The 23,407-nt window shown below is 59.9% G+C and carries 24 protein-coding genes; 12 read left to right on the top strand and 12 right to left on the bottom strand.

Features of this window, described 5'->3' with window-relative positions:
* Nucleotides 1-14 precede the first annotated feature (14 nt).
* The gene (locus C1896_17850; GenBank protein ID AZZ46613.1) at nt 15-302 is read right to left on the bottom strand and encodes an Asp-tRNA(Asn)/Glu-tRNA(Gln) amidotransferase subunit GatC; all 288 of its coding nucleotides are present in this window, start codon (nt 300-302) and stop codon (nt 15-17) included.
* A 302-nt stretch (nt 303-604) separates the two neighbouring features.
* On the opposite strand from C1896_17850, the gene C1896_17845 reads away from it, so the two are divergent.
* From C1896_17845 to C1896_17810, 8 genes are all read left to right on the top strand, one after another.
* Entirely contained in the window at nt 605-1,642 is a 1,038-nt protein-coding gene (locus C1896_17845; GenBank protein ID AZZ46612.1) for a rod shape-determining protein, read from the top strand.
* 94 nt (nt 1,643-1,736) lie between these two features.
* A complete protein-coding gene (locus C1896_17840; protein AZZ46611.1) occupies nt 1,737-2,735 on the top strand; it encodes a rod shape-determining protein MreC in 999 nt (332 codons plus the stop codon).
* The gene (gene mreD / locus C1896_17835; protein AZZ46610.1) at nt 2,732-3,220 is read left to right on the top strand and encodes a rod shape-determining protein MreD; all 489 of its coding nucleotides are present in this window, start codon (nt 2,732-2,734) and stop codon (nt 3,218-3,220) included. The genes C1896_17840 and mreD overlap by 4 nt, the downstream gene beginning before the upstream one ends.
* A 69-nt stretch (nt 3,221-3,289) precedes the next feature.
* The gene (locus C1896_17830) at nt 3,290-3,880 is read left to right on the top strand and encodes a septum formation inhibitor Maf (protein AZZ46609.1); all 591 of its coding nucleotides are present in this window, start codon (nt 3,290-3,292) and stop codon (nt 3,878-3,880) included.
* Between the two features lie 89 nt (nt 3,881-3,969).
* Complete coding sequence (locus C1896_17825; protein ID AZZ46608.1) at nt 3,970-5,427, top strand: ribonuclease G; 1,458 nt, start codon at nt 3,970-3,972, stop codon at nt 5,425-5,427.
* 49 nt (nt 5,428-5,476) lie between these two features.
* Nucleotides 5,477-9,277, top strand: a complete 3,801-nt coding sequence (locus tag C1896_17820) for a TIGR02099 family protein (GenBank protein ID AZZ47721.1) — start codon at nt 5,477-5,479, stop codon at nt 9,275-9,277.
* 45 nt (nt 9,278-9,322) lie between these two features.
* Nucleotides 9,323-10,168 carry a carbon-nitrogen hydrolase gene (locus tag C1896_17815; protein AZZ46607.1) on the top strand — a complete coding sequence of 282 codons (846 nt, stop codon included), beginning with the start codon at nt 9,323-9,325 and terminating at the stop codon, nt 10,166-10,168.
* A 2-nt stretch (nt 10,169-10,170) separates the two neighbouring features.
* Nucleotides 10,171-11,613 carry a metalloprotease TldD gene (locus tag C1896_17810; protein AZZ46606.1) on the top strand — a complete coding sequence of 481 codons (1,443 nt, stop codon included), beginning with the start codon at nt 10,171-10,173 and terminating at the stop codon, nt 11,611-11,613.
* 67 nt (nt 11,614-11,680) lie between these two features.
* Here the strand turns inward: C1896_17810 and C1896_17805 are convergent, their stop codons facing one another.
* Nucleotides 11,681-12,202: a DUF615 domain-containing protein gene (locus C1896_17805; protein ID AZZ46605.1), complete on the bottom strand. Its 522-nt coding sequence runs from the start codon at nt 12,200-12,202 to the stop codon at nt 11,681-11,683.
* 106 nt (nt 12,203-12,308) lie between these two features.
* Here C1896_17805 and C1896_17800 point away from each other — a divergent pair, with 106 nt between their 5' ends.
* Nucleotides 12,309-13,655 (top strand): metalloprotease PmbA, encoded by a 1,347-nt coding sequence (locus C1896_17800; GenBank protein ID AZZ46604.1) that lies wholly within the window; start codon nt 12,309-12,311, stop codon nt 13,653-13,655.
* Between the two features lie 96 nt (nt 13,656-13,751).
* Here the strand turns inward: C1896_17800 and C1896_17795 are convergent, their stop codons facing one another.
* The 10 genes from C1896_17795 to C1896_17750 form a co-directional block, all read right to left on the bottom strand.
* Nucleotides 13,752-14,024: an HPr family phosphocarrier protein gene (locus tag C1896_17795; protein AZZ46603.1), complete on the bottom strand. Its 273-nt coding sequence runs from the start codon at nt 14,022-14,024 to the stop codon at nt 13,752-13,754.
* A gap of 8 nt (nt 14,025-14,032) precedes the next feature.
* Nucleotides 14,033-14,890 (bottom strand): RNase adapter RapZ, encoded by an 858-nt coding sequence (locus tag C1896_17790; GenBank protein AZZ46602.1) that lies wholly within the window; start codon nt 14,888-14,890, stop codon nt 14,033-14,035.
* A 330-nt stretch (nt 14,891-15,220) separates the two neighbouring features.
* On the bottom strand, nt 15,221-15,685 hold the full coding sequence (gene ptsN / locus C1896_17785; protein AZZ46601.1) for a PTS IIA-like nitrogen-regulatory protein PtsN: 465 nt from the start codon (nt 15,683-15,685) through the stop codon (nt 15,221-15,223).
* A 6-nt stretch (nt 15,686-15,691) separates the two neighbouring features.
* Nucleotides 15,692-16,000, bottom strand: a complete 309-nt coding sequence (gene raiA / locus C1896_17780; protein ID AZZ46600.1) for a ribosome-associated translation inhibitor RaiA — start codon at nt 15,998-16,000, stop codon at nt 15,692-15,694.
* Nucleotides 16,001-16,078: 78 nt separating this feature from the next.
* Complete coding sequence (locus tag C1896_17775; GenBank protein AZZ46599.1) at nt 16,079-17,596, bottom strand: RNA polymerase factor sigma-54; 1,518 nt, start codon at nt 17,594-17,596, stop codon at nt 16,079-16,081.
* A gap of 145 nt (nt 17,597-17,741) precedes the next feature.
* Complete coding sequence (gene lptB, locus C1896_17770; GenBank protein AZZ46598.1) at nt 17,742-18,467, bottom strand: LPS export ABC transporter ATP-binding protein; 726 nt, start codon at nt 18,465-18,467, stop codon at nt 17,742-17,744.
* The gene (lptA, locus tag C1896_17765) at nt 18,467-19,015 is read right to left on the bottom strand and encodes a lipopolysaccharide transport periplasmic protein LptA (protein AZZ46597.1); all 549 of its coding nucleotides are present in this window, start codon (nt 19,013-19,015) and stop codon (nt 18,467-18,469) included. The genes lptB and lptA overlap by 1 nt, the downstream gene beginning before the upstream one ends.
* On the bottom strand, nt 19,002-19,574 hold the full coding sequence (lptC, locus tag C1896_17760; GenBank protein AZZ46596.1) for an LPS export ABC transporter periplasmic protein LptC: 573 nt from the start codon (nt 19,572-19,574) through the stop codon (nt 19,002-19,004). The genes lptA and lptC overlap by 14 nt, the downstream gene beginning before the upstream one ends.
* An 8-nt stretch (nt 19,575-19,582) precedes the next feature.
* Nucleotides 19,583-20,104, bottom strand: a complete 522-nt coding sequence (locus tag C1896_17755; protein ID AZZ46595.1) for a phenylphosphate carboxylase subunit delta — start codon at nt 20,102-20,104, stop codon at nt 19,583-19,585.
* Nucleotides 20,105-21,079: a D-arabinose 5-phosphate isomerase gene (locus C1896_17750; GenBank protein ID AZZ46594.1), complete on the bottom strand. Its 975-nt coding sequence runs from the start codon at nt 21,077-21,079 to the stop codon at nt 20,105-20,107. It abuts the gene before it with no gap.
* A 260-nt stretch (nt 21,080-21,339) separates the two neighbouring features.
* Here C1896_17750 and C1896_17745 point away from each other — a divergent pair, with 260 nt between their 5' ends.
* Genes C1896_17745 through mlaD form a run of 3 tightly spaced genes read left to right on the top strand, consistent with a single transcriptional unit; the run spans nt 21,340 to nt 23,403 of the window.
* Nucleotides 21,340-22,155, top strand: coding sequence for an ABC transporter ATP-binding protein (locus C1896_17745; protein ID AZZ46593.1), 816 nt, complete (start codon nt 21,340-21,342; stop codon nt 22,153-22,155).
* On the top strand, nt 22,148-22,945 hold the full coding sequence (locus C1896_17740; GenBank protein ID AZZ46592.1) for an ABC transporter permease: 798 nt from the start codon (nt 22,148-22,150) through the stop codon (nt 22,943-22,945). Before C1896_17745 ends, C1896_17740 begins: the two co-directional genes overlap by 8 nt.
* Nucleotides 22,945-23,403 (top strand): outer membrane lipid asymmetry maintenance protein MlaD, encoded by a 459-nt coding sequence (mlaD, locus tag C1896_17735; GenBank protein AZZ46591.1) that lies wholly within the window; start codon nt 22,945-22,947, stop codon nt 23,401-23,403. Before C1896_17740 ends, mlaD begins: the two co-directional genes overlap by 1 nt.
* Nucleotides 23,404-23,407: the final 4 nt, after the last annotated feature.

The following is a 23,407-nucleotide window of genomic DNA, read 5'->3' as shown; positions in this document are numbered from 1 at the left end:
GTCGGCGTCCTTCATTACTCGATCACCCGCGGAACTAGATACAGACCGTCTTCTACGGCCGGGGCGATGGCCTGGTAGGCGTCGCGCTGATTGGTCTCGGTGACCGCGTCGGCACGCAGACGCTGGCTGGTTTCCAGTGGGTGGGCCAAGGGCTCGACGCCCGTGGTGTCTACGGCTTGCATGCGATCGATCAGGCCGAGGATGTTGTTCAGGGTCTCGGTGGTGCGGGGCAGGTCGTCTTCATTCAGACCCAGGCGGGCCAGATGAGCGATCTTTTCCACCTCGGAGCGTTCAAGCGCCATCGGGATTCTCCAGCGGGAAGCGAGTCGGGTGCGCCTTTCGTCGGCAAAGCACGACGAGGGGCGGCGGGTTCGAGCCGCAGCAGTGGGCATTCGAGCCCGGAAAAGCCGTCAATCTTACATGCCTGGGGGGCTTCTCGGTAGCACGGCTGCGCCTTGCGGGGTTTTTCCGAGGCGCATGCATTTCGCGCAATGGCTCACGTATGGCCCGATAACCACGGACTCTCGCCTTGCCCTAACTTCGCACCATTGTTAGAGTTTGCGGCACTTTTTTCCCCACGCGTTTGCCCCAGGGCCCTTTACCCATGTTCAAGAAACTGCGTGGCATGTTTTCCAGCGATTTGTCGATCGACCTGGGCACTGCCAATACCCTTATTTATGTGCGCGATCGCGGCATCGTCCTGAACGAGCCCTCGGTCGTTGCCATCCGTACCCATGGCAACCAGAAGAGTGTTGTCGCCGTGGGTACCGACGCCAAGCGCATGCTTGGTCGCACGCCAGGTAACATCAACGCCATCCGCCCGATGAAAGATGGCGTCATCGCCGACTTCAGCGTCTGCGAAAAGATGCTTCAGTATTTTATCAACAAGGTTCACGAAAACAGCTTTCTGCAGCCCAGCCCGCGGGTGTTGATCTGCGTGCCCTGCAAGTCCACGCAAGTTGAGCGTCGTGCGATCCGCGAGTCCGCCTTGGGTGCGGGCGCGCGCGAAGTGTTCCTGATCGAAGAGCCCATGGCCGCCGCTATCGGTGCCGGCCTGCCAGTAGACGAAGCGCGCGGCTCCATGGTCGTGGATATCGGTGGCGGCACCACCGAAATCGCCCTGATTTCGCTGAATGGCGTGGTCTACGCTGAATCCGTTCGCGTCGGTGGTGACCGTTTCGACGAATCCATCGTGACCTACGTACGCCGTAACTACGGCAGCCTGATCGGCGAGTCCACTGCCGAGCGCATCAAGCAGGAAATCGGTACCGCATTTCCAAGCAGCGATATCCGAGAAGTCGACGTACGTGGCCGCAATCTGGCCGAAGGCGTACCGCGCAGCTTTACCCTCAATTCCAATGAAGTGCTCGAGGCGCTGCAAGAGTCCCTGGCCACCATCGTTCAGGCGGTCAAGAGTGCGCTGGAGCAGTCTCCACCGGAACTCGCTTCCGATATCGCCGAGCGCGGGCTGGTCCTGACGGGTGGTGGCGCCCTGCTGCGTGACCTGGACAAGCTGCTGGCGCAGGAAACCGGCTTGCCGGTCATCGTCGCTGAAGAGCCGCTGACCTGCGTCGCGCGCGGCGGCGGCCGTGCACTGGAAATGATGGACCGACACGCCATGGATTTGCTGTCCACGGAGTGAGCTAACAGGCTCTAATTACAAGCCGATGACAGGGCCTGCCCTGCTCTCGGCTTTTCGCGTTTAGTGTGAAGCCTGCAGCTGCGAGGACCCGCCCATCAAACCGCTTTTCGCCAAAGGACCCTTGCTCGGAGTGCGCCTGCTGGTGCTCTCCGTGCTCTGTGTCGTGCTGATGGTGGTGGATGCGCGTTTCGAGACGCTGAAGCCTTTGCGTAGCCAGATGGGGCTGGTGCTCACCCCCTTTTACTGGCTAGCTGATTTACCGGTTCGCACCTGGCAGCGGGCGACCGAACAGATCAGCAGCAGCACCAGCCTGGTGGCCGAAAACGAAAAATTGAAGGCCGAAGCATTGCTCATGCAGCGGCGCCTGCAAAAGCTGGCGATGCTGACGGAGCAGAACGTGCGCCTGCGCGAATTGCTCAACTCTGCCGCGCTGGTTGACGACAAGGTGATCGTCAGCGAGCTGATCGGGCTGGACCCGAATCCTTTCACCCACCGCATCCTGATTGACAAGGGTGAGCGCGACAGCGTGTTTCTCGGCCAGCCAGTGCTCGATGCCAGCGGGCTGATGGGGCAGGTCGTCGAGGTCATGCCCTACGCGGCACGCGTGCTGCTGTTGACAGACGTGACGCATAGCATTCCGGTGCAGGTCAATCGCAATGGGTTGCGCGCCATTGCAGTTGGCACCGGGAGCCCGGATTATCTCGAGTTACGTCATGTCGCCGAGACGGCGGACATCAAGGAAGGCGATCTTTTGGTCAGTTCCGGTTTAGGGCAGCGCTTTCCCAGTGGCTATCCGGTTGCCCAGGTCACGGAGGTGGTTCGCGGCTCCGGTCAGCCCTTCCTGATCGTTCGCGCCATTCCAACCGCCATGCTCAATCGCAGCCGTTACCTGTTGCTGGTCTTCAGCGATTCAAGGACGCCTGAAGAACGAGCGACTGCTGCGGCGCAAGCCCAGGAGTCCGCCGACCGCAAGGCGGAAGAGGCAACGGTTGGCGACAGTGCGATATCGGAGCAGCCGGCGCCCACCGCGCCCGCTGCACCAACAGCGTCCGATACGCCATCCCCGGAACCGGAACCGGAGGAGCGACCATGATTCATGGTCGTTCAAACAATGGCTGGGTTATCTGGCTGTCGCTGTTGCTGGCGCTACTGCTCAGCGTGGCCCCCATGCCCCAGAGTTTCGGCCTGGCGCGTCCGCTCTGGCTCGGCATGTTCATCGCCTACTGGGCAATTGCCCTGCCGCATCGTGGCGGGATGGCAGCGGCCTTCTTCTTTGGGCTGATGCTGGATGTGTTGTCGGGCACTTTGCTTGGGCAGAACGGCTTACCACTGCTGCTGATTACCTTTCTGGTGCTGAGCCTGCAACAGCGCCTGCGTATGTTCCCGTTGCTTCAGCAAAGCCTTGTGCTGCTGGTGATTCTAGGGATTGGGCAACTGGTGCAGTTGTGGCTCAATACACTGACCGGTAACCGTCCGCCGACACTATTGTTTCTGGTCCCCGTGCCGGTCAGTGCACTCTTTTGGCCTTGGGTGTTTGTCGGGCTGGAATGGGCGCGGCGGCGCTTCAACGTCTATTGAGGCTCCACACGGCTTTCGATCGTTGTTCGGATGTGTGAATCTGCTGCGCTCGTCCACCAAGGAGCCGGCATGCCCATTTTGTTTCTTGCCTCCGCGTCGCCACGACGCCGTGAATTGCTGACTCAGATCGGCGTTCCATTCTCTCTTCTTTCCGTTGCTATCGACGAAACGCCCGGCGCGGCGGAAGCGCCTGACGTCTATGTCCAGCGCCTGGCGCGGGAGAAGGCCCTGGCTGGCCTGTCGCTCGTCAGCGACGACTCGGCCTGCGTGATGGGCGCAGACACGACGGTTGTGCTGGATCAGCAAATTCTGGGCAAGCCTGCCGATAAGGTGGATGCGCTGGCGATGCTGCGCGCCCTCTCTGGGCGTGAGCACGAGGTGATGACGGCCGTTGCATTGGCTAACCGGTCGGGTTGCGAGGTGCGTCTGGTTACCAGTCGGGTGCGCTTCCGTCCGATCAGTGTCGACGAAGCCGAAGCCTACTGGGCCAGCGGCGAGCCGCAGGACAAGGCTGGCAGTTACGCGATTCAGGGCTGGGGTGCGGTCTTCGTAAGCGCGCTGGAAGGCAGCTATTCGGCAGTGGTTGGGCTGCCGTTGTGTGAAACGGCCCAGCTGCTCGACGCGTATGGGCTCCGTTACTGGTGTAAAAGCTCGGTATAGAGCCTGGGGCTTGGCGGCTTATGCCGTTAGAATCGAGCCAACTCGTCAGCTTCGGCTGCTATACCCACCGCCATCGGCCGAGAACAATAATGAGCGAAGAAATCCTGATGAACATCACCCCCATGGAGTCGCGGGTGGCGGTGGTGGAAAACGGTGTCCTGCAGGAAGTGCACGTTGAGCGCACCCAGCGTCGGGGCATCGTCGGCAACATCTACAAAGGCAAGGTGGTGCGGGTCCTGCCCGGCATGCAGGCAGCTTTCGTCGACATCGGGCTGGAACGAGCGGCTTTCATCCATGCCTCGGAGATCTCCAGCCGTGAAGGCAACGCTGTCGAACCGATCAGCGCCTTGGTCCATGATGGGCAGGCTTTGGTCGTGCAGGTGACCAAGGACCCGATCGGCACCAAGGGCGCGCGGCTGACGACCCAGTTATCGATACCTTCGCGCTACCTCGTGTACATGCCCAAAACCAGTCATGTCGGGATTTCTCTGCGTATCGAGGATGAAGGCGAGCGCGAACGTCTCAAGCAAGTAGTGGCTGAGTGCGTTGCGGCCGAAGGCATCAAGGAAACCGGTGGCTTCATCCTGCGCACCGCAGCGGAGGGCGCCGGCAGCGATGAGATTCTGATGGACATCCGTTACCTGCGCCGCTTATGGGAGCAAATCGACGGGCAAATGAAAACGGCCGGTGCGCCCTCGGTCATCTACGAGGACTTGTCTCTGGCCATGCGCACTCTGCGTGATCTGGTCAATCCGCGTATCGAGAAGATTCGCATCGATTCGCGGGAAAACTTTCAGAAAGTGAGCCAGTTCGTCGGTGAGCTGATGCCCGAGCTCGGCGAGCATCTTGAGCATTACCCCGGTGAGCGGCCGATCTTCGACCTGTACAGCGTCGAGGACGAGATCCAGAAAGCGCTCGAGCGCAAGGTCATGCTCAAGTCTGGCGGTTATCTGATCATTGATCCGGCCGAAGCGATGACCACCATCGACGTCAACACCGGTGCCTTCGTCGGTCATCGCACCCTCGAAGAAACCATTTTCAAGACCAACCTCGAGTCGGCCACCGCGATTGCACGCCAGCTGCGACTGCGCAACATCGGCGGCATCATCATCATCGATTTCATCGACATGGAAGATGAAGAACACCGGCGCCAGGTTTTGCGTACGCTGGAAAAGCAGCTTGAACGCGATCACGCCAAAACCAACATCATCGGCATTACCGAGCTGGGCCTGGTGCAGATGACCCGCAAACGCACCCGCGAAAGCCTTGAGCAGGTGTTGTGCGAGCCCTGCATGTGTTGCCAAGGACGGGGCAAATTGAAAACCCCGGAAACTGTCTGCTACGAGATCTTCCGGGAAATCCTCCGTGAAGCGCGCGCGTACCAGCCTGAAGGCTATAGGGTACTGGCGAATCAGAAGGTCATTGACCGGCTGCTGGACGAGGAGTCGGGCAACGTCGCTGACCTCGAGAGCTTCATCGGCCGCTCGATCAAATTCCAGGTGGAGACCATGTATTCCCAGGAACAGTACGACGTGGTGCTGCTCTGAATAGATGCAAGCCTGGCCGCTCGGGCCTGGGCGTGCGGGGCGTATCCGTATGAGTCGGCTCTTGGCTATCGTACTGGCCGTTTTGCGCCGCAGCCTCTGGCTGGGTGCAATGGGCCTGATATTGCTTGCGCTCTATGTGAGCCTCGGGCGGCAGTTTGTGCCGCTAGTGGCTGAGTATCGCCTTGAGGTTCAGGACAAAGCGCGCGACCTGCTCAATATGCCGGTTACGCTCGGCCAGCTGGAAGGCCGCTGGGAGGGTTTTGCTCCCCAACTGGTGGCCCACAACGTGATTCTCGGTGAAGGCGACGGGGCGGTGCGCCTGGATCGTCTGGCTCTGGTGCCTGACGTTTCGGGCAGTCTTCTGGCGCGACAGCTGAAACTGGATACCGTTGAATTGGCCGGCCTACACCTCGGTCTGGTGCAGACGGCTGAAGGTAAATGGCGTGTCGATGGCCTGCCCGAGCGGGCTGACCAACCGCCTCTGAACCTGTCGAAGTTGATAAGTCGATTGCAGAGTATCGGGCATCTTCGATTGCTGGATAGCCAGATTACCGTTGAGGCGCTCGACGAAGCGCCTCTGACGTTGACGTATGCCAATCTCGAATTGCACAGCCTGGGACAGCGTCTAGCGCTGGATGGTCGCCTGTTGCTTCCCGATGGGCAGCCGCTGAGCCTGCATGCCGAGGCGCAGGTGCAGCCGAAGGATTGGCTGGCCAGCGACGCTGAGCTGTACCTCAGCTTGCCGCAAAGTGACTGGGCGGCCTGGTTGCCTGCGAGCCTCACTGGAAGCTGGAACCTCGAGCAGCTCCAGGCGGGCGGCGAGGTGTGGCTCGACTGGCGCGAGCGCGGACTGTTCCGGGCAGTTGCTCGGCTGAATGCGCCCGCGGTGCGGTTGGGCCGGCAGCCCGATGGTCCGCTAACGATCGAGGATCTCGTGGTAAATGCCTACCTTGACCGAGCGAGCGAGGGCTACCGGCTCCAGCTCGACGGGCTGGCGTTCACCTTCGATGATGATCGTTGGCGGGATACAACACTGGTTGCTCAGCAGAATCTTGCTGAAGAGAGCTGGCGATTGCAGGCTGATCGCATCGCTGTCGAGCCGGTGGCAAAACTGGTTGAGGCGATACTGCCACTGCCCGAGTTGGCCAGCGAGTATCTGCGAGGTCTTGCTCCCAGCGGAACGCTGCGCAATCTGCAAGTCGATTACCGGCCCGCGGCGACCAGTGATGAGCGCCTGGCCTTCACTGCCAACCTCGATGCAGTCAGCATCGCTGCTCATCAGTGGGTGCCGGCTGTGCGCAATGTCAGCGGCGCGGTGCGGGGCAATCTGGGCGGGGGCGAGCTGCGCTTCGACAATCGGGATTTCGCGCTGCATCTGGCTAAACTGTTTCCGCGCCCCTGGGATTATCAACGTGCCCGTGGAAGCCTGCGTTGGACCCTCGACGATCAGGCGTTCACCCTCGCCGCGCCCTATCTGCAGGTGGAAGGCGAGGAGGGCCATATCGCTGGCGATTTCCTCATCCGTCTGATGCGCGATCCAGCGGCTGAGGACTACATGGATTTGCGTGTTGGACTCTCAGATGGGGACGCGCGCTACACGGAGAAGTATTTACCAACACGCTCGCCAGCACTGAGCCCGGCATTGACCGAGTGGCTGAACACCGCGATTCGCGGCGGCACCGTCGAGCAGGGTTATTTTCAGTATCAGGGCTCGCTGAACAAGGACGCTGCGGTTACAGCACGCAGCCTGAGCCTGTACTTCAAGGTGAAAGATGCTGAGTTAGCGTTCCAGCCGGGCTGGCCGGTGTTGCGTGAAGGTCGCGCAGAGGTGCTCATCGAGAACAGCGGAGTACGCGTGCGCCTGGCCGATGCACGGATGCTCGACAGCCGTGTGTACGACGTGACGGCCGAAATCCTTCGCAACCACGATGCCCAGGCGCCAATGCTGAAAATCAACGGGCAGGTCGACGGCTATGTTCGGGATGTATTGACCCTGATGCAGGTGGCGCCAATCGGCACGAATACATTATTCGCCGGCTGGCACGGCGATGGGCCGTTGAGCGGCACGCTAAGGCTGGGCATTCCTCTAGCCAAAGGCGGGCAGCCTCAGGTCGATGCCGAGTTTTCGACGGCTGATGCTTCTCTATTCATCGCACAGGCGGATCTGCAAATCGCGGCGCTGGAAGGCGCCTTTCGCTACGACAGCGAACGTGGCTTCAGTGCAAAGGCTTTTCAGGGCCGCGCGCTGGGCAGTGCGATCAAGGGGCGGGCATTTGCGTCCGGCGAACCGGGCAGACCATCCACTCGGATCGAAGCGACTGGGACGGTCGGCGTGTCTCCACTTCTGGCCTGGCGCAACATTGAACAACCCTTGCCTGCCTCAGGGACGCTGCCCCTGCGGCTGAGCCTTTTTCTGAGCAGTACGGACAACCACCTGCAGGTGGACTCTTCGCTGTTGGGTACCACGTTGGCGCTTCCTGCGCCGTTCGGCAAAACGGCCGGGGAGCGGCGCGACACGACGTTACGTATGACTTTCGGTGGTGAGCGGCAGCGCTATACGCTCCGATATGACGCGCTGGCAGCACTGACCTTCGTCGCGCCGAACAACGACTGGCGCGAGGGCGGCGGTGAGTTGGTGCTCGGTGGCGCTGCGGCGAACCTGCGCACCGATGAGGGCTTCTATGTGCGCGGCAGCGTGCCGCGCTTCGATTTGAGCGAGTGGCAGACCTTGCTGGATCAATATGGCGGAGCGGCAAAGGCTACAGGCGGTTCGATGTTACGGCGCGCTCAACTCGAAATCGGTGTCTTTTCTGGACTTGGTGCAGAGGTCGAAAATCTTCACGTCGACCTGCAGCGACGGCGAGCAGGCTGGCGGCTTGGCTTGCAGAGCGACACGGTGGCGGGGACCGTTCGCTTGCCAGATGCCGAGGGCGAGCCGATCGCGGTTGACCTGTCGCGCTTGCGTTTTCCTGGCGCCGAACCAAAGGACCCTGAGGCGCCGCTTCAGGATCCCCTGGCTGGCGTCGATCCGAAGGCTCTGCCTGCGGTTGATATTGCCGTAGCCGAACTGCTGCGGGGCGATGAGCTGCTGGGGGCGGGCGCATTGAAGATGCGACCCAGCGCAGAGGGGGTCACATTCCTTGACCTCGACCTGAATCTCAGGGGGCTGAAGATCGGTGGTACTGGCGGATGGAACGGTTCGCGGACCTGGTACAAGGGTCGGTTGGAGGGTGGGGATCTTGCCGATGTTTTGCTGGCTTGGGGCTTCGCGCCCTCGACCACCAGCGAGGATTTCCGGCTGGACGTGGATGGCGGCTGGTCCGGCTCACCGGCGGTCGTCGCGCTAAATCGCTTCTCCGGCCGGCTCGACGCTCGGTTACGCAAGGGCCAGCTCCGTGAAGTAGACGGCGGTGCGCAGGCGCTACGGGTTTTTGGCTTGCTGAATTTCGATTCGATTGGGCGGCGGCTGCGGCTGGATTTCTCGGACCTGTTCAGCAAGGGCCTGAGCTACGACCGAATCAAGGCCGAGTTGCGTGCGACGAACGGCGTCTACGTGACGACCGAGCCGCTGACAGTCGCAGGGCCCTCCAGCAACCTCGAGCTGGATGGCCGCCTGGATCTGGTCGAAGATCGCATCGACGCCAAGCTGTTGGTGACACTTCCGGTCAGCAACAACTTACCGTTGGCTGCGCTGATTGTCGGCGCACCGGCCATCGGTGGCGCCCTGTTCGTCGTCGATAAATTGCTGGGCGACAAAGTCGCACGCTTTGCGACGGTTCAATACAGCGTCGAGGGGCCTTGGCAGGCACCGAAAATCAGTTTCGATAAGCCCTTCGAAAAGCCCAACTGATCCGCGTGCCGACAGATGGAGACGTGCTGCAGAGAGAGTCCCAATATGACCCTAGCGGTTATCCAGATGGCCAGCCAGGCCGACATCCGGGCGAACCTCGCCAACGCCAGACGGCTGCTGGAACGGGCCGCTGAGGCGGGCGCACAGCTTGCGGTGCTGCCAGAGAACTTCGCAGCTATGGGCCGCACCGATCTGCCGGCGGTCGGGCGTGCTGAAGCTGAAGGGGGCGGGCCGATACTGCCCTGGTTGAAACGGACTGCCATCGACCTCAGGTTATGGATAGTCGCCGGTACGCTACCGCTGCCGGCGGATGGCCAGCCGCTGTCCAAGGTTCGGGCTTGCTCGTTGCTAGTAGATGATCAGGGGCAGCGAGTAGCGCGCTACGACAAGTTGCATCTGTTCGATGCGCAAGTCAGCGATGCGCGTGGCCGCTATCAGGAGTCGAATGACTATGCGGCGGGCGACCGCTTGGTGGTGGTTGATACGCCGGTTGGTCGGCTGGGCATGAGTGTTTGTTACGACCTGCGATTCGCTGAGTTGTACACGGCTCTGCGCCTGGCTGGAGCCGAGCTGATCAGTGTTCCGTCGGCATTTACTGAAGTGACCGGCCAGGCGCATTGGGAGATGTTGTTGCGCGCGCGGGCCATCGAGACGCAATGCTATATGCTGGCGGCAGCGCAGGGTGGCGAACACCCAGGCGGGCGGTTGACCCACGGCCATTCATCTATTGTTGATTACTGGGGGCGAGTGATGCGCGAGCAAACCACCGGCGAGGCTGCATTGGTCGTTGAGCGAGACACGGCTGGTCAGGCCGAGACGCGCCAACGTATGCCGGTGCTGGATCATCGTCGTTTTACTGCGCCCTGTATCGTTTCGGGGACATTGGAGTAGATATGAGTGAACTGTTGTTACCTGTCACCGAGCGTTTGCTAACCCCGGGCGGGTTGGGCCTCGATGACTTGCCTGAGTTGCTTGGCGAGTTGGCGGGCCCCGGGATCGACGCCGCCGACCTATATTTCCAGGATCAGGTGACCGAGTCCTGGGTGTTGGAAGATGGGATCGTCAAGGAAGGCGGTTTCCATCTGGAGCAAGGCGTAGGTGTCCGCGCGCTGTCCGGTGAAAAGACCGGCTTCGCCTACAGCAATGCGATCACTGCCGAGGCGCTACGCCAGGCCGCCGAAGCGGCTCGTTCGATTGCCAGAAACGGCCAGCATGGGCGTGTCAAAGTGCTGTCCAAAGCAGCTTTTTCGCCGCTGTACGGTCAGGACAATCCACTGGACGGGCTCGGTCGAGCAGAAAAGGTCGAGCTGCTCAAGCGTATCGATGTCGCCACACGGGCGCTGGATTCGCGTATCAAGCAAGTCACCGTAAGCCTGGCGGGCGTATGGGAACACATTCTGGTGGCTGGCCTGGATGGCGGAATGGCGGCCGACATACGTCCGTTGGTGCGCTTCAACGTCAGCGTTATCGTTGAGCAGAACGGGCGTCGTGAGCGCGGTGGCCAGGGCGGCGGCGGACGTACCGGTTACGAGTATTTTCTCAGCGAGGACCGGGCAATGGGCTATGCCCGCGAGGCCTTGCGTCAAGCGCTGGTGAATCTGGATGCCGTTGCCGCTCCCGCCGGGACGCTCCCGGTAGTGTTGGCGCCGGGCTGGTCGGGCGTATTGCTGCACGAGGCAGTCGGACATGGCCTGGAAGGCGACTTCAATCGCAAGGGTAGCTCGGCCTACAGCGGCCGGATAGGTCAGCAGGTCGCCTCCAAGCTGTGCACCATCGTCGATGACGGCACACTGGCCAATCGGCGCGGCTCATTGAGCGTTGATGATGAGGGCACGCCGACGCAGTGCACTACGCTGATCGAGAACGGAATACTCAAGGGCTACATTCAGGACAAGCTCAACGCACGCTTGATGGGAGTTGCACCCACCGGCAACGGACGGCGCGAATCCTATGCTCACCTGCCAATGCCGCGGATGACCAACACCTACATGTTGGCGGGCGAAAGCGACCCCGAGGAAATCATTCGCTCGGTAAAGAAGGGTATCTACTGCGCGAGCCTCGGTGGTGGGCAGGTGGACATCACCAGCGGTAAGTTCGTGTTCTCGACCAGCGAGGCGTATCTGATCGAGGACGGCAAGATTACCGCGCCAGTGAAGGGGGCGACCCTGATCGGTAACGGGCCGGAGGTGATGAATAGAGTGTCGATGGTGGGTACCGATCTGGCCCTGGACAGCGGCGTCGGTACCTGCGGAAAGGACGGCCAGTCGGTACCGGTCGGCGTAGGTCAGCCGACCGTGAAAATCGACGGGATTACGGTCGGAGGAACCGGGGCCTGAAGGCAGCCGCAGGCTAGAGACCTGCGGCGCTGTGCTTATGGATCGAGGTTGCGGCCTGCAGCATGGTTTAACGCAATCCCCGTTGGGTTTCGTCCAGCTCGCGGATGTACTTGAAGATCTTGCGGCTGGCGGCCGGCGGCTTGTCCCGCGCAGCTTCGTGTTGGGCATGGCGGATCAGGCCGCGCAGGTGCTGACGGTCTGTTTCGGGGTATTCGATGATGAAGGCTTCGAGTGTCTCGTCATTGCCAGCGATCAAACGGTCGCGCCAGCGCTCTAGTGCGTGGAAGCGTTCGTTGTACTGGCGGGTCGAGGCATCGAGCTGGTCGACCAGGGCGAGGATGGCATCGACATCCTGATCACGCATCAGTTTGCCGATGTATTGCAGGTGGCGTTTGCGCGCGATATGCGCAGTGTGTTTCGGTGAGTCGGCAAGCGCCTTGCGCAGTGCATCGGTAAGTGGCAGGCGGTCTAGCACATCGGGTTTTAAGGTAGCGAGGCGTTCACCCAGATCCTGGAGAGCATGCAGTTCGCGCTTGACCTGGGTTTTGCTTTTTTCCTCGAAACCGTCGAGATCGGAAATATCAGACATGGGGCTGGTCCAGTAGGTAATGCCGCCATGATAACAGTAGCCTAGCGACGGAGCTCAGCCGAGCACCGCTGGCTGCAACTTGATCGAATCAGTTGTTGGAGTATGTATGAGTGAAGTCGAGGGGATCGGTCCGCATGCGTTGCCAGGCTTGCGCGAAAAGGTTGAGAAGATCTTAGAGGAGGCCAGCCGACAGGGCGCCAGTGCCTGCGAAGTCTCCGTCTCGATGGAGCAGGGCCTGTCCACAACGGTCCGCCAGCGCGAAGTGGAAACGGTCGAATTCAATCGCGATCAGGGCTTCGGCATCACGCTTTACGTCGGCCAGCGCAAAGGATCGGCGAGCACGACTGGCAGCGGCGACGAAGCGGTCCGCGAAACCGTAGCGGCTGCTTTGGCGATCGCCAAACACGCGTCTGCCGACGAGTTTGCCGGGCTTGCTGATCCGGCGTTGATGGCGAAGGACGTGCCGGACCTGGATCTCTATCATCCTTGGGGGATCTCCCCTGACGAAGCCATCGAGCTGGCGCTCAGTTGCGAGGCGGCGGCTTTCGCCACGGACAAACGCATTCTCAACGCCGACGGCACTAGCCTGAGCACCCACCAGGGGTGCCGTGGTTATGGCAACAGCAATGGCTTCATTGGTGCTTACTGCAGTTCTCGTCACAGCCTCAGCAGCGTGATGATTGCCGAAGCCGACGGGCAGATGCAGCGGGATTACCACTACGATGTCTCGCGTGTGGCAGCTGACCTGGCCTCTGCTGAGTCGATTGGCCGGCGTGCCGCCGAGCGTGCCGTTCGCCGACTGGGTGCGCGCCCTGTACCGACCTGCGATGTGCCGGTGCTGTTTTCTGCGGACCTCGCGACGGGGCTATTTGGACATTTTCTCGCGGCAATCTCCGGCGGGAATCTCTATCGAAACTCGTCCTATCTGGAAGGCGCACTGGGGCAGACGCTGTTTCCTGAATGGCTGAATCTCGACGAACGTCCGCATCTGCCTCGCGGGCTGGCCAGTTCGGCTTATGACGGCGATGGCCTGGCGACCTATGCCAAGCCGTTCGTCGAGAATGGCAAGCTGGTCTCTTATGTGCTTGGCACCTATTCCGGGCGCAAGCTGGGCATGCCCAGCACTGCCAATGCGGGTGGGGTACACAACCTCTTCGTCACCCAAGGTGATGAAGACCAGGCCGCACTGATCCGCCGTATGGGGCGCGGGCTGTTGGTCACCGAACTGATGGGGCAGGGCTTGAACCTGGTGACTGGTGACTATTCGCGCGGCGCCGGGGGTTATTGGGTCGAGAACGGCGAGATTCAGTTTCCGGTGCAGGAGGTGACCATCGCGGGAAACCTGCGGGACATGTTCCGGCAGATCGTTGCGGTTGGCTGTGATGTCGAGTCGCGCAGCAGCATTCACACTGGGTCGGTGCTGATCGAGCGCATGAAGGTGGCGGGACAGTAGGTAATCAGTAGCAAGTAAAGCGAAAAGATAACGTACAGGGAAACACTTGGCGTTATCTGGCTTGAAGCCCCTTTTTTCCGCCGCGCTTGCCGCTTGCTATTCGCCTTCTTCGAAATAGTCTTCGATCAGGGCGATCAGCGCCTGGAGCGCTTCATGCTCCTGCTCGCCCTCTGTCTGCATGTGCAAACGGGTGCCTTTGCTGGCAGCGAGCATCATCACCGCCATGATGCTTTTGCCATCTATGAGGCTGGACGGGCAGCGCCCCAAGCGGATGTCGCAAGGGAAGCGATTAGCGACTCCGACAAACTTGGCGGCTGCCCGGGCATGCAGACCGAGCTTGTTGATGATGGTGATTTCACACGACGGCATGTGTATTCCTAAGCCAGGTCGCGGTGGCGGACCTGGACGTTCTTTAGAGGTTCGCGCAGCGCATGACCGAGCCGCTCGGCCAGATAGACCGAGCGGTGGTGTCCACCGGTGCAGCCAATGGCGACCGTGACATAGGCGCGGTTGCTGGCGGCGAAGCGGGGAAGCCATTTGCTCAAGTAGGCCAGGATGTCTTGGAACATTTCCTCGACGTCCGTTTGTGCAGCGAGATAATCGACAACAGGCTGATCCAGTCCGGAGAAATCGCGCAGATCGGCCTTCCAGTAGGGATTGGGCAGGCAGCGCACATCGAATACCAGATCGGCGTCCACCGGCATACCTCGTTTAAAGCCAAAGGACTCGAAGAGAAAAGCCGTACCCGGCTCTGGCTTGTCCAGCAGGCGCAGCTTCAGCGTGTCTCGTAGCTGATAAAGATTCAGGTGTGTGGTGTCGATCTTCAGGTCGGCGTGATCGATGATAGGCGCCAGAAGCAGTTCTTCGTCACGGATGGCTTCGGCCAGGGAGCGGTTCTGGTTGGTCAGCGGATGCCGCCTACGGGTCTCCGAAAATCGCTTGAGCAATGTCTCGTCGGCGGCATCAAGATACAGTACATCGCACTGGATATATCGGGCACGGACATCTTCGAGCAGCTCGGGAAAGCGTTTTAGTTGACTCGGCAGGTTGCGCGCATCAATAGATACCGCGACTTGTGGCTGCAGCAGCTCTGTGTGCAACAGTGCCCTTTCTGCCAGCTCTGGCAGAAGGCCGGCGGGAAGGTTGTCGATACAGTAGAAACCATTGTCTTCAAGGACATTTAGCGCAGTGCTCTTGCCCGATCCAGAGCGCCCACTGACGATGATTAACCGCATCGAACTGTTCCATTCAGCCGGGCTTGGCCTTGAAAACCTTTTTTCGCGTCGTGCCGGCAGTGTGTGTTTTGGCAGATAAGGGGCACGTTTCTTTCCTCGCTCAGCGTAGGGCGACAGAATATTGCTCTGTCCTAGCAGGCTGTTGGAAAACCACTCGAGCAGACATGTCTCGTTAAAGCAGCCACGGCCGCGACCTCAGTCAGAACGCATCTATAGCCAATCAAGGTGCGTTTTTTCGGTCTGTTAACCTCGGTCCAGCCTTTGGCTTTGTTTCACGGAGCCCGGCGGTTGGGCTTGCCAACCACCGCTTAGGTTGTACCGGACGGCCAACTAACGACCGTTCTGAATATCCACCACAGCCTGATACAGTTCCTGGCCCGACGTGGTCCCGCGCAGCCGTTCACGGACCTCTTCGCGATCCAGCATGCTGGCAATCTGGCGAAGCAGCTCCAGATGTTCATCGGTGGCTGCTTCTGGCACCAGCAGTACGAACAATAGATCGACGGGAGCGCCGTCGATTGCATCGAAATCTACTGGCGTATCGAGCCTCAGCACTGCACTGAGCGGCGATGTGCAGCCGGGCATACGGCAGTGCGGGATCGCAATGCCATTGCCGAACCCGGTTGAGCCAAGCTTTTCTCGGGCGATGAAGCTTTCAAAGATCGCTTGGCTATCAAGATCTGGCAGATCCCCACCAAGCACCTTGGCGATCTGCTCCAAGACGCGCTTCTTGCTGCCGCCCGGTACGCCCACTAGGGCGCGGCCGGGGGTTAGGATATTTTCGATTCGGATCATGATGGGTTAGCGAGCCAGGGCGCCCTGATGGTGGTCGAGCTGTTTTTCTTTGTGTTTGATGAGCTGCCGATCAAGCTTGTCCGCAAGCAGATCGATCGCGGCGTACATGTCACTGTGCTCGGCGTTGGCTACAACTTCGCGGCCAGCTACATGCAACGTCGCTTCGGCCTTCTGCCTCAGCTTCTCGACTTGAAGAACGACTTGAATGGCAATGATGCGATCGAAATGCCGTTCTAACCGCTCGAATTTCTCCTCGACGTAGTCACGCAGGGGTTCTGTGATTTCCAGGTGAAGGCCAGTGATGTTGACTTGCATACTGCATCTCCTTTTTGCCACATGCGGATTGGTGGGCAGCAAGCCCGCCATCGGAAGAATTCGACCAGTGCTCTGGCGTTACATCAGCCGCTTGCGCTCGCTGGATGGCGCGATACCGAGTGATTCGCGGTACTTTGCGACGGTGCGGCGTGCGACCTGAATCCCCTGTTCTTCCAGTAGACCAGCGATCTTGCTGTCGCTCAATGGCTTTTTCTGGTTTTCCGCAGCCACCAGTTTCTTGATGATTGCGCGGATGGCGGTAGACGAGCACTCGCCGCCTTCGGCAGTGCTCACATGGCTCGAAAAGAAGTACTTGAGTTCGTAGATGCCCCGGGGCGTGTGCATGAACTTTTGCGTCGTGACCCGCGAAATGGTCGACTCATGCATGCCCACCGCTTCGGCGATGTCGTGCAGAACTAGCGGCTTCATGGCCTCGTCGCCGTGCTCGAAAAAGCCCCGCTGATGTTCGACGATCTGGGTGGCCACCTTCATCAGCGTTTCGTTGCGGCTGAGCAGGCTTTTGATGAACCAGCGTGCTTCTTGCAGCTGGTTTCGCATGAAGGTGTTATCCGCGCTGGAATCGGCGCGTTTGACGAACCCGGCATATTGCGCGTTTACCCTCAGGCGCGGCATTGCCTCCTGATTCAGCTCCACCAGCCAGCGGCCATTGTGCTTGCGCACGATCACGTCAGGCACCACGTATTCGGGCTCGCCGGCTTCGATCTGCGAGCCGGGGCGTGGATTGAGCGTTTGGATCAAGTCGATGATCTGCCGCAGTTCGTCTTCTTTGAGCTTCATCCTGCGCATCAGCAAGCTGTAATCGCGCCCGCCAAGAATATCCAGGTGGTCACTCACCAGCCGGATGGCCTCACTCAGCCACTCGGTGCGTTCGGGTAGTTGACGAAGCTGCAACAACAGACACTCGCGTAGATCCCGCGCACCGATACCTGCGGGCTCGAACTGTTGGATGCGGCGCAGAACCACTTCGATCTCATCGAGTTCGATTTCAAGTTCTGGATCGAAGGATTCGAGAACTTCTTCAAGCGTTTCGTCGAGATAACCCTGTGGATTGATGCAATCGATCAGGGTGGCCGCGATGAGACGGTCGGTATCGCTCATCGGGGCGAGGTTGAGTTGCCAAAGCAGGTGGCTTTGCAGGCTTTCGCCGCTGGACGTGCGGCTGGTGAAATCCCACTCATCGTCATCGCTGCTCGGCAAGCTGCTGGCGCTGGTCTGATAGATGTCTTCCCAAGCGGTGTCTACCGGCAGCTCATTGGGGATGCGGTCGCCCCAGTCGCCTTCTTCGAGGTTCTCAACGGTATTGATGGGCTCGTCATAGTGATTGTCCGGCTCGCTCTGCTCGGGCGAGTCGGCTGAAGGGCTTTCGCTTTTCTTTTCGACCGACTCGGCCATCGGATCGGAGTTGTCGAAATCATCCCCGTCTTCTTCGCGCTCGAGCATGGGATTGGAATCCAGCGCTTCCTGAATCTCTTGTTGGAGATCAAGCGTGGATAGCTGGAGCAATCGTATGGCTTGTTGCAGCTGCGGTGTCATCGTCAGCTGCTGGCCCATCTTCAGGACTAGCGATGGTTTCATGGCAGAGGACTTCGAACCTTTTTTGCCGGCGCAACCGCGCCTGTTCCGATTTCGCTGGCGCCGCGCGCCCGTGTAAGCAAATTATATGCCTGCCAATGAAGCCTTTGCCTAGCCCTGTAGGTTCGTCCGGGCAGAAAAAACAACTTCAAAGTCGGAATTCGTGCCCCAGATAGACTTCCTTGACCAGCTGGTTGGCCAGGATGGTCTCGGCGTCGCCCTCGGCGATCAATTGACCGTCATTAACGATGTAAGCGGTTTCGCAGATATCCAGCGTTTCGCGGACGTTGTGATCGGTGATCAGTACGCCGATGCCCTTGGCCTTCAGGTGATGAATGATCTGCTTGATGTCGCCGACCGAGATCGGGTCGACGCCAGCGAAGGGTTCGTCAAGAAGAATGAACTTGGGTGCGGTGGCCAGGGCGCGGGCTATCTCGACGCGGCGTCGTTCGCCACCGGACAGGCTCATGCCGAGGCTGTCGCGGATGTGGTGAATGTGAAATTCCTGCAGCAGGCCTTCTAGGGCTTGTTGCCGACCGCCGCGATCAAGGTCCTTGCGCGTTTCCAGGATCGCCATAATGTTGTCGGCCACCGACAGCTTGCGAAAGATCGAGGCTTCCTGCGGCAGATAGCCAATACCGGCTCGGGCTCGGCCGTGCATGGGCAGGTGCGTCACGTCCTGGTCGTCGATCAGGACCCGGCCCTGATCCGCTTTTACCAAGCCGACGATCATGTAGAAGCAGGTGGTCTTGCCGGCACCATTTGGGCCCAGCAGGCCCACGATCTGTCCGCTTTCGATGGACAGACTGACATCACGCACGACCTGACGACTCTTATAGCTCTTCGCTAAATGCTGGGCCTTGAGAATTGCCATTACTCGGTCTGCTCCGTTGCCGGCTGTTCTTTATTACGCGGCTGGATGACCATGTCCACACGAGGGCGTGGCGTGGTGACGTCGGTATTGGTGGCGCGACCAGCATTGACGATCTGCCGCTGGGTGTCATAGACGATCTTTTCGCCTTCGAAAGTGTTGCCTTCCTGCACGACCTTGGCCTGGTCGATCAACACGATCCTTTCGTTCGCGGCGAAATACTGGATGGTTAGCCCATAGGCTTTGACGATTTCCTTGTCTACTGCTGGTTTTTGCTCGTAGTAGGCCGGCTTGCCGATGGCGGTGAAAACCTCGACATCACCGTTTTCGTCCTGGGTGATGGTGACCGTGTCGCCAGTAATTTTCATGGTGCCCTGGGTGATGACAACATCGCCGCGATACACGGCTACGCCCTGTCGGTCGTCCAGTTCGGCGGTGTCGGCCTGCACACGGATAGGCTGGTTGCGGTCCTCTGGGAGCGCATGGGCGTTCGAACCGAGCAGGAAGATAGTCAAACCGATCAAAAAGGGGAGGGTCTTAACGCAGCTCATGCTGGCCTCTTACGTTGGATAGCAGGAGCATCCTGCCTTCATCTAGATACGCTTTCATGCCCGTAGCGGTCGTTACACCGTTTGCGGCGACGATTCTAACGGGTTGGCCGGTCTCGGCATAATCCTTCTCGGGGAGCACCGTCATCCTGCTGGTGGTAATGATCGTCGGACGGCCCTTGGCGTCATTGCGTTCGATCCTGACGTTATCGATCAGCTCGACTTCCTCGCCTTGCGGGCCCACTTCGCCGCGCTCGCTGGTTACATGCCACGGCAGCTCGGAACCTCGAAAGGAACGAAGGTCGGGGCGGGTCAGCAAGCTGATATCGCTGGCCTTGATATGCTCCACCTTTTCGGCAGTCAGCTCATAGCTGCGCTTGCCGTCCGGCTGGTATTGCACGGTACGGGAGTTGGTGACGTAGAAGTCGATGGGCGACTCTTTGCCCTGAGTCGCTGGTGCGTCCTGCATGAAGCTCTCGGGACGAATGTTCCAGTAGCCAATCGCGATCAGAAGCAGAGCGATCAATAGCAGAATGACGGGGAAGCGGAGTCTGCTTAGCATGGATGCCTCTAGAGGTAAGCGGTCTGAGCGGCTTCGAGGCTGCCCTGGGCCCGCATGATCAGTTCGCAGAATTCTCGTGCCGCGCCCTCGCCACCACGGGCGGTGGTGACGCCGTGAGCATGCTGACGAACGAACGCGTCGGCACTGGCGACCGCCATGCCCAGGCCTACCCGGCGAATCACTGGCAGGTCCGGCAGGTCATCGCCGAGATAGGCGACCTCGGCGTAGTCGAGACCGAGTTCGCCGAGCAATTCATCGAGCACCACGAGCTTGTCCTCACGCCCCTGATAAAGGTGCTGGATGCCTAGGTTTTGCGCCCGGCGTTCAACCACAGGCGTCTTGCGGCCGCTGATGATCGCGGTGCGTACGCCGGAGTTGATCAGCATCTTGATGCCGTGGCCGTCCAGGGTATTGAAGGTCTTGAATTCGCTGCCGTCGACAAGAAAGTACAGCTTGCCGTCAGTTAGCACGCCGTCCACATCGAATATGGCCAGGCGAATGTCGCGGGCACGTCGTAACAAGTCGTTCACTTACATCACTCCTGCGCGCAACAGATCGTGCATGTTCAACGCGCCAATCGGTCGGTCGTTTTCATCAACCACCACGAGCGCGTTGATCTTGTTGTCTTCCATGATTTTCAGTGCTTCGGCCGCAAGCATGTCGGAGTGAGCGGTCTTACCGTGCAGTGTCATGACCTGATCGATGCTGGCCTGACGAACATCGATGCCCTTGTCCAGCGTACGACGCAAGTCGCCGTCAGTGAATATCCCCGCCAGGCGGCCGTCTGCCTCTACCACGGCCGTCATCCCAAGTCCTTTCTGGGTCATTTCCAGCAGAGCCTCGCGGAGGGATGTGCCACGATTGATCAGCGGCAGGCGATCACCGGCGTGCATCACATGCTCGACCTTCAGCAGTAGGCGTCTGCCCAAAGCGCCGCCCGGATGTGAGAAGGCGAAGTCCTCGGCAGTAAAGCCGCGCGCTTCCAGCAGCGCAATCGCCAGCGCGTCACCCAGTACCAGGCTGACGGTGGTCGATGAAGTTGGTGCCAGGTTCAGGGGGCAGGCCTCGATGGCGACGCTCGCGTCGATGTTGACCTCCGCCGCCTTTGCGAGCACTGACTCGGGATTGCCCGTCATGCTGATCAGCGTGATGCCGAGGCGCTTGATCAGTGGCAGCAGGGTGACGATCTCGCTGGTGGTTCCCGAATTGGAAAGCGCCAGCACCACGTCATCATGCGTGATCATTCCCATGTCGCCATGGCTGGCCTCGGCCGGATGTACGAAGAACGCCGTGGTGCCAGTGCTGGCGAGCGTGGCAGCGATCTTGTTACCGATGTGCCCGGACTTGCCCATGCCGACGACGACGACTCGGCCCTTACTCTGAAGGATCAGTTCGCAGGCTTTGACGAAGTGTTCATCGATGCGTGTGCTGAGCTGTTCCACCGCCTCCATTTCCATGCGGATGGTGCGCTGGGCAGTCTCGATCAACTGGCTGCTCTGGCTCATGTCTGGGTCATCGCCTGAATGAAAACGCGGGATTATAGCGGTAAACCGGACGCCACTCACTGAAAAGCGTGGCGCGGATCGTCGCGTTTGAAGCTGAACCCAGGCTGAACGAATGTGCGCTCGCTCATGCAACGATACAGAGACCTGCTTGGGACGCCCATGGCGCGGTGCTATAGTTCGCGCCGCCAAAAACGGCTCTGCGAAGTATCTCCGAAAGAACGGGGGGCGTCTGATTCGCAAGCTGTATCCGAGGAGATCCGATGAGCGCCGCCAACGCTAACGCCGTCGAGCTGAAGGGTGTGACCTTCAAGCGCGGTGAGCGGAGCATTTTCAACAACGTCGACATTGTCATTCCCCGCGGCAAGGTCACGGCCATCATGGGCCCTTCCGGCTGTGGCAAGACGACTTTGCTGCGCCTGATCGCCGCCCAACTCAAACCGACCCACGGTGAAGTCTGGGTGTCTGGAACTAATTTGCCGACGCTGTCGCGTCGCGAGTTGTTCGACATGCGCAAGCAGATGGGTGTGCTGTTCCAGAGCGGCGCCTTGTTCACGGATCTCGATGTGTTCGAGAACGTCGCCTTCCCGCTACGCGTCCACACCAAGCTGCCCGAAGAGATGATTCGCGACATCGTGCTGATGAAACTGCAGGCGGTTGGCTTGCGTGGGGCAGTCGAGCTGATGCCAGAAGAGCTGTCTGGAGGAATGAAACGGCGGGTGGCGCTGGCGCGTGCGATCGCGCTCGACCCGCAGATCCTGATGTACGACGAGCCGTTCGCGGGGCAGGACCCCATTGCAATGGGCGTTCTGGTACAGCTGATTCGATTGCTAACCGACGCGCTGGGAATCACCAGTATCGTGGTCTCCCACGACCTGGCCGAAACCGCGAGCATCGCTGACTACATCTACGTGGTGGGCGACGCCCAGGTATTGGGGCAGGGGACGCCAGCGGAGCTTCACGAATCGACCAATCCGCGGATTAGGCAATTCATGAAAGGGGCCGCGGATGGTCCGGTACCGTTCCATTTTCCGGCGCCGGCCTATGCCGAGGATCTTTTGCGAGGCTCAGATGCGTAAGCGTTCTTTGATCGAGCGTGTCCGCCGGGTAGGCGAGGCTGGAATGGACGTGGTCGCGACTCAGGGGCGCGCGACGCTGTTTCTTTTTCACGCATTGTTCGGCCCCAGCGGGCTGGACGGTCGATTCTCTCTACTGATCAGGCAGTTGTATTCGGTTGGCGTGCTGTCTCTCGCGATCGTAGTGGTATCGGGAGTATTCATCGGCATGGTGCTTGCGCTTCAGGGTTATAGCATTCTCAGCAGCTACGGCTCCGAGCAGGCCGTGGGTCAGATGGTGGCGCTGACACTGTTGCGCGAATTGGGACCAGTGGTCACAGCATTGCTGTTTGCCGGTCGTGCGGGCTCGGCGCTGGCGGCCGAGATCGGCAACATGAAGTCCACCGAGCAGCTGTCCAGCCTGGAGATGATCGGTGTCGACCCGTTGAAGTACATCGTTGCACCGCGGTTATGGGCCGGCTTCATATCGCTTCCATTGCTCACCGTAATCTTCAACGTCGTCGGCATCTGGGGCGGCGCCATGGTTGCGGTGGACTGGCTCGGCGTCTATGAAGGCTCGTTCTGGGCCAACATGCAGAACAGTGTCACCTTCTCTACCGACGTGTTGAACGGCGTCATCAAAAGCATGGTGTTTGCCGTCGTGGTGACCTGGATAGCGGTATTTCAGGGCTACGACTGCGAACCGACGTCCGAAGGGATCAGTCGCGCCACCACCCGAACCGTGGTTTACGCCTCGTTGGCAGTACTCGGTCTCGACTTTATTCTGACCGCCTTGATGTTTGGAGATTTCTGATGCGTATCCGCACCCTGGAAATAGGTGTTGGTCTGTTTCTGTTGGCGGGCGTTCTGGCCTTGCTGCTGCTTTCGCTGCGGGTCAGCGGTCTGAACGTCGCCAGTACCGATACCTACAAGCTGTACGCCTATTTCGACAATATTGCCGGTTTGAGTGTCCGATCCAAGGTCACCATGGCTGGTGTGACCATCGGCAAGGTGACGGCGATCGATCTGGATCGCGAAAGCTATACCGGCCGTGTCACCCTGGAAGTTCAGAAAGACGTCGACATCCTGCCGACCGACTCCACCGCTTCTATCCTGACTGCCGGGTTGCTCGGCGAGAAATACATTGGCATCAGCGTCGGTGGCGAAGAGGAAACACTCGGCGACGGCGACACGATCCGCGATACCCAGTCGTCGCTGGTGCTGGAAGAGCTGATCGGCAAGTTTCTACTCAATTCGGTTAATAAAGAGTGAGGTG

The sequence above is a fragment of the Pseudomonadaceae bacterium SI-3 genome (assembly GCA_004010935.1).
Lineage (GTDB): Bacteria > Pseudomonadota > Gammaproteobacteria > Pseudomonadales > Pseudomonadaceae > Stutzerimonas.
This window is presented reverse-complemented; position numbering and strand designations above follow the sequence as displayed.

Bases quoted from the DNA above. Each gene is read 5' to 3' on its own strand.
- mreD (AZZ46610.1), top strand. From the start codon at position 2,732: ATGATTCATGGTCGTTCAAACAATGGCTGGGTTATCTGGCTGTCGCTG.
- C1896_17740 (AZZ46592.1), top strand. From the start codon at position 22,148: ATGCGTAAGCGTTCTTTGATCGAGCGTGTCCGCCGGGTAGGCGAGGCT.
- C1896_17830 (AZZ46609.1), top strand. From the start codon at position 3,290: ATGCCCATTTTGTTTCTTGCCTCCGCGTCGCCACGACGCCGTGAATTG.
- C1896_17815 (AZZ46607.1), top strand. From the start codon at position 9,323: ATGACCCTAGCGGTTATCCAGATGGCCAGCCAGGCCGACATCCGGGCG.
- mlaD (AZZ46591.1), top strand. From the start codon at position 22,945: ATGCGTATCCGCACCCTGGAAATAGGTGTTGGTCTGTTTCTGTTGGCG.
- C1896_17825 (AZZ46608.1), top strand. From the start codon at position 3,970: ATGAGCGAAGAAATCCTGATGAACATCACCCCCATGGAGTCGCGGGTG.
- ptsN (AZZ46601.1), bottom strand. From the start codon at position 15,685: ATGATCCGAATCGAAAATATCCTAACCCCCGGCCGCGCCCTAGTGGGC.
- lptA (AZZ46597.1), bottom strand. From the start codon at position 19,015: ATGAGCTGCGTTAAGACCCTCCCCTTTTTGATCGGTTTGACTATCTTC.
- C1896_17745 (AZZ46593.1), top strand. From the start codon at position 21,340: ATGAGCGCCGCCAACGCTAACGCCGTCGAGCTGAAGGGTGTGACCTTC.
- C1896_17750 (AZZ46594.1), bottom strand. From the start codon at position 21,079: ATGAGCCAGAGCAGCCAGTTGATCGAGACTGCCCAGCGCACCATCCGC.
- C1896_17810 (AZZ46606.1), top strand. From the start codon at position 10,171: ATGAGTGAACTGTTGTTACCTGTCACCGAGCGTTTGCTAACCCCGGGC.
- C1896_17800 (AZZ46604.1), top strand. From the start codon at position 12,309: ATGAGTGAAGTCGAGGGGATCGGTCCGCATGCGTTGCCAGGCTTGCGC.
- C1896_17850 (AZZ46613.1), bottom strand. From the start codon at position 302: ATGGCGCTTGAACGCTCCGAGGTGGAAAAGATCGCTCATCTGGCCCGC.
- lptB (AZZ46598.1), bottom strand. From the start codon at position 18,467: ATGGCAATTCTCAAGGCCCAGCATTTAGCGAAGAGCTATAAGAGTCGT.
- C1896_17805 (AZZ46605.1), bottom strand. From the start codon at position 12,202: ATGTCTGATATTTCCGATCTCGACGGTTTCGAGGAAAAAAGCAAAACC.
- C1896_17790 (AZZ46602.1), bottom strand. From the start codon at position 14,890: ATGCGGTTAATCATCGTCAGTGGGCGCTCTGGATCGGGCAAGAGCACT.
- C1896_17775 (AZZ46599.1), bottom strand. From the start codon at position 17,596: ATGAAACCATCGCTAGTCCTGAAGATGGGCCAGCAGCTGACGATGACA.
- raiA (AZZ46600.1), bottom strand. From the start codon at position 16,000: ATGCAAGTCAACATCACTGGCCTTCACCTGGAAATCACAGAACCCCTG.
- C1896_17845 (AZZ46612.1), top strand. From the start codon at position 605: ATGTTCAAGAAACTGCGTGGCATGTTTTCCAGCGATTTGTCGATCGAC.
- C1896_17820 (AZZ47721.1), top strand. From the start codon at position 5,477: ATGAGTCGGCTCTTGGCTATCGTACTGGCCGTTTTGCGCCGCAGCCTC.
- lptC (AZZ46596.1), bottom strand. From the start codon at position 19,574: ATGCTAAGCAGACTCCGCTTCCCCGTCATTCTGCTATTGATCGCTCTG.
- C1896_17795 (AZZ46603.1), bottom strand. From the start codon at position 14,024: ATGCCGTCGTGTGAAATCACCATCATCAACAAGCTCGGTCTGCATGCC.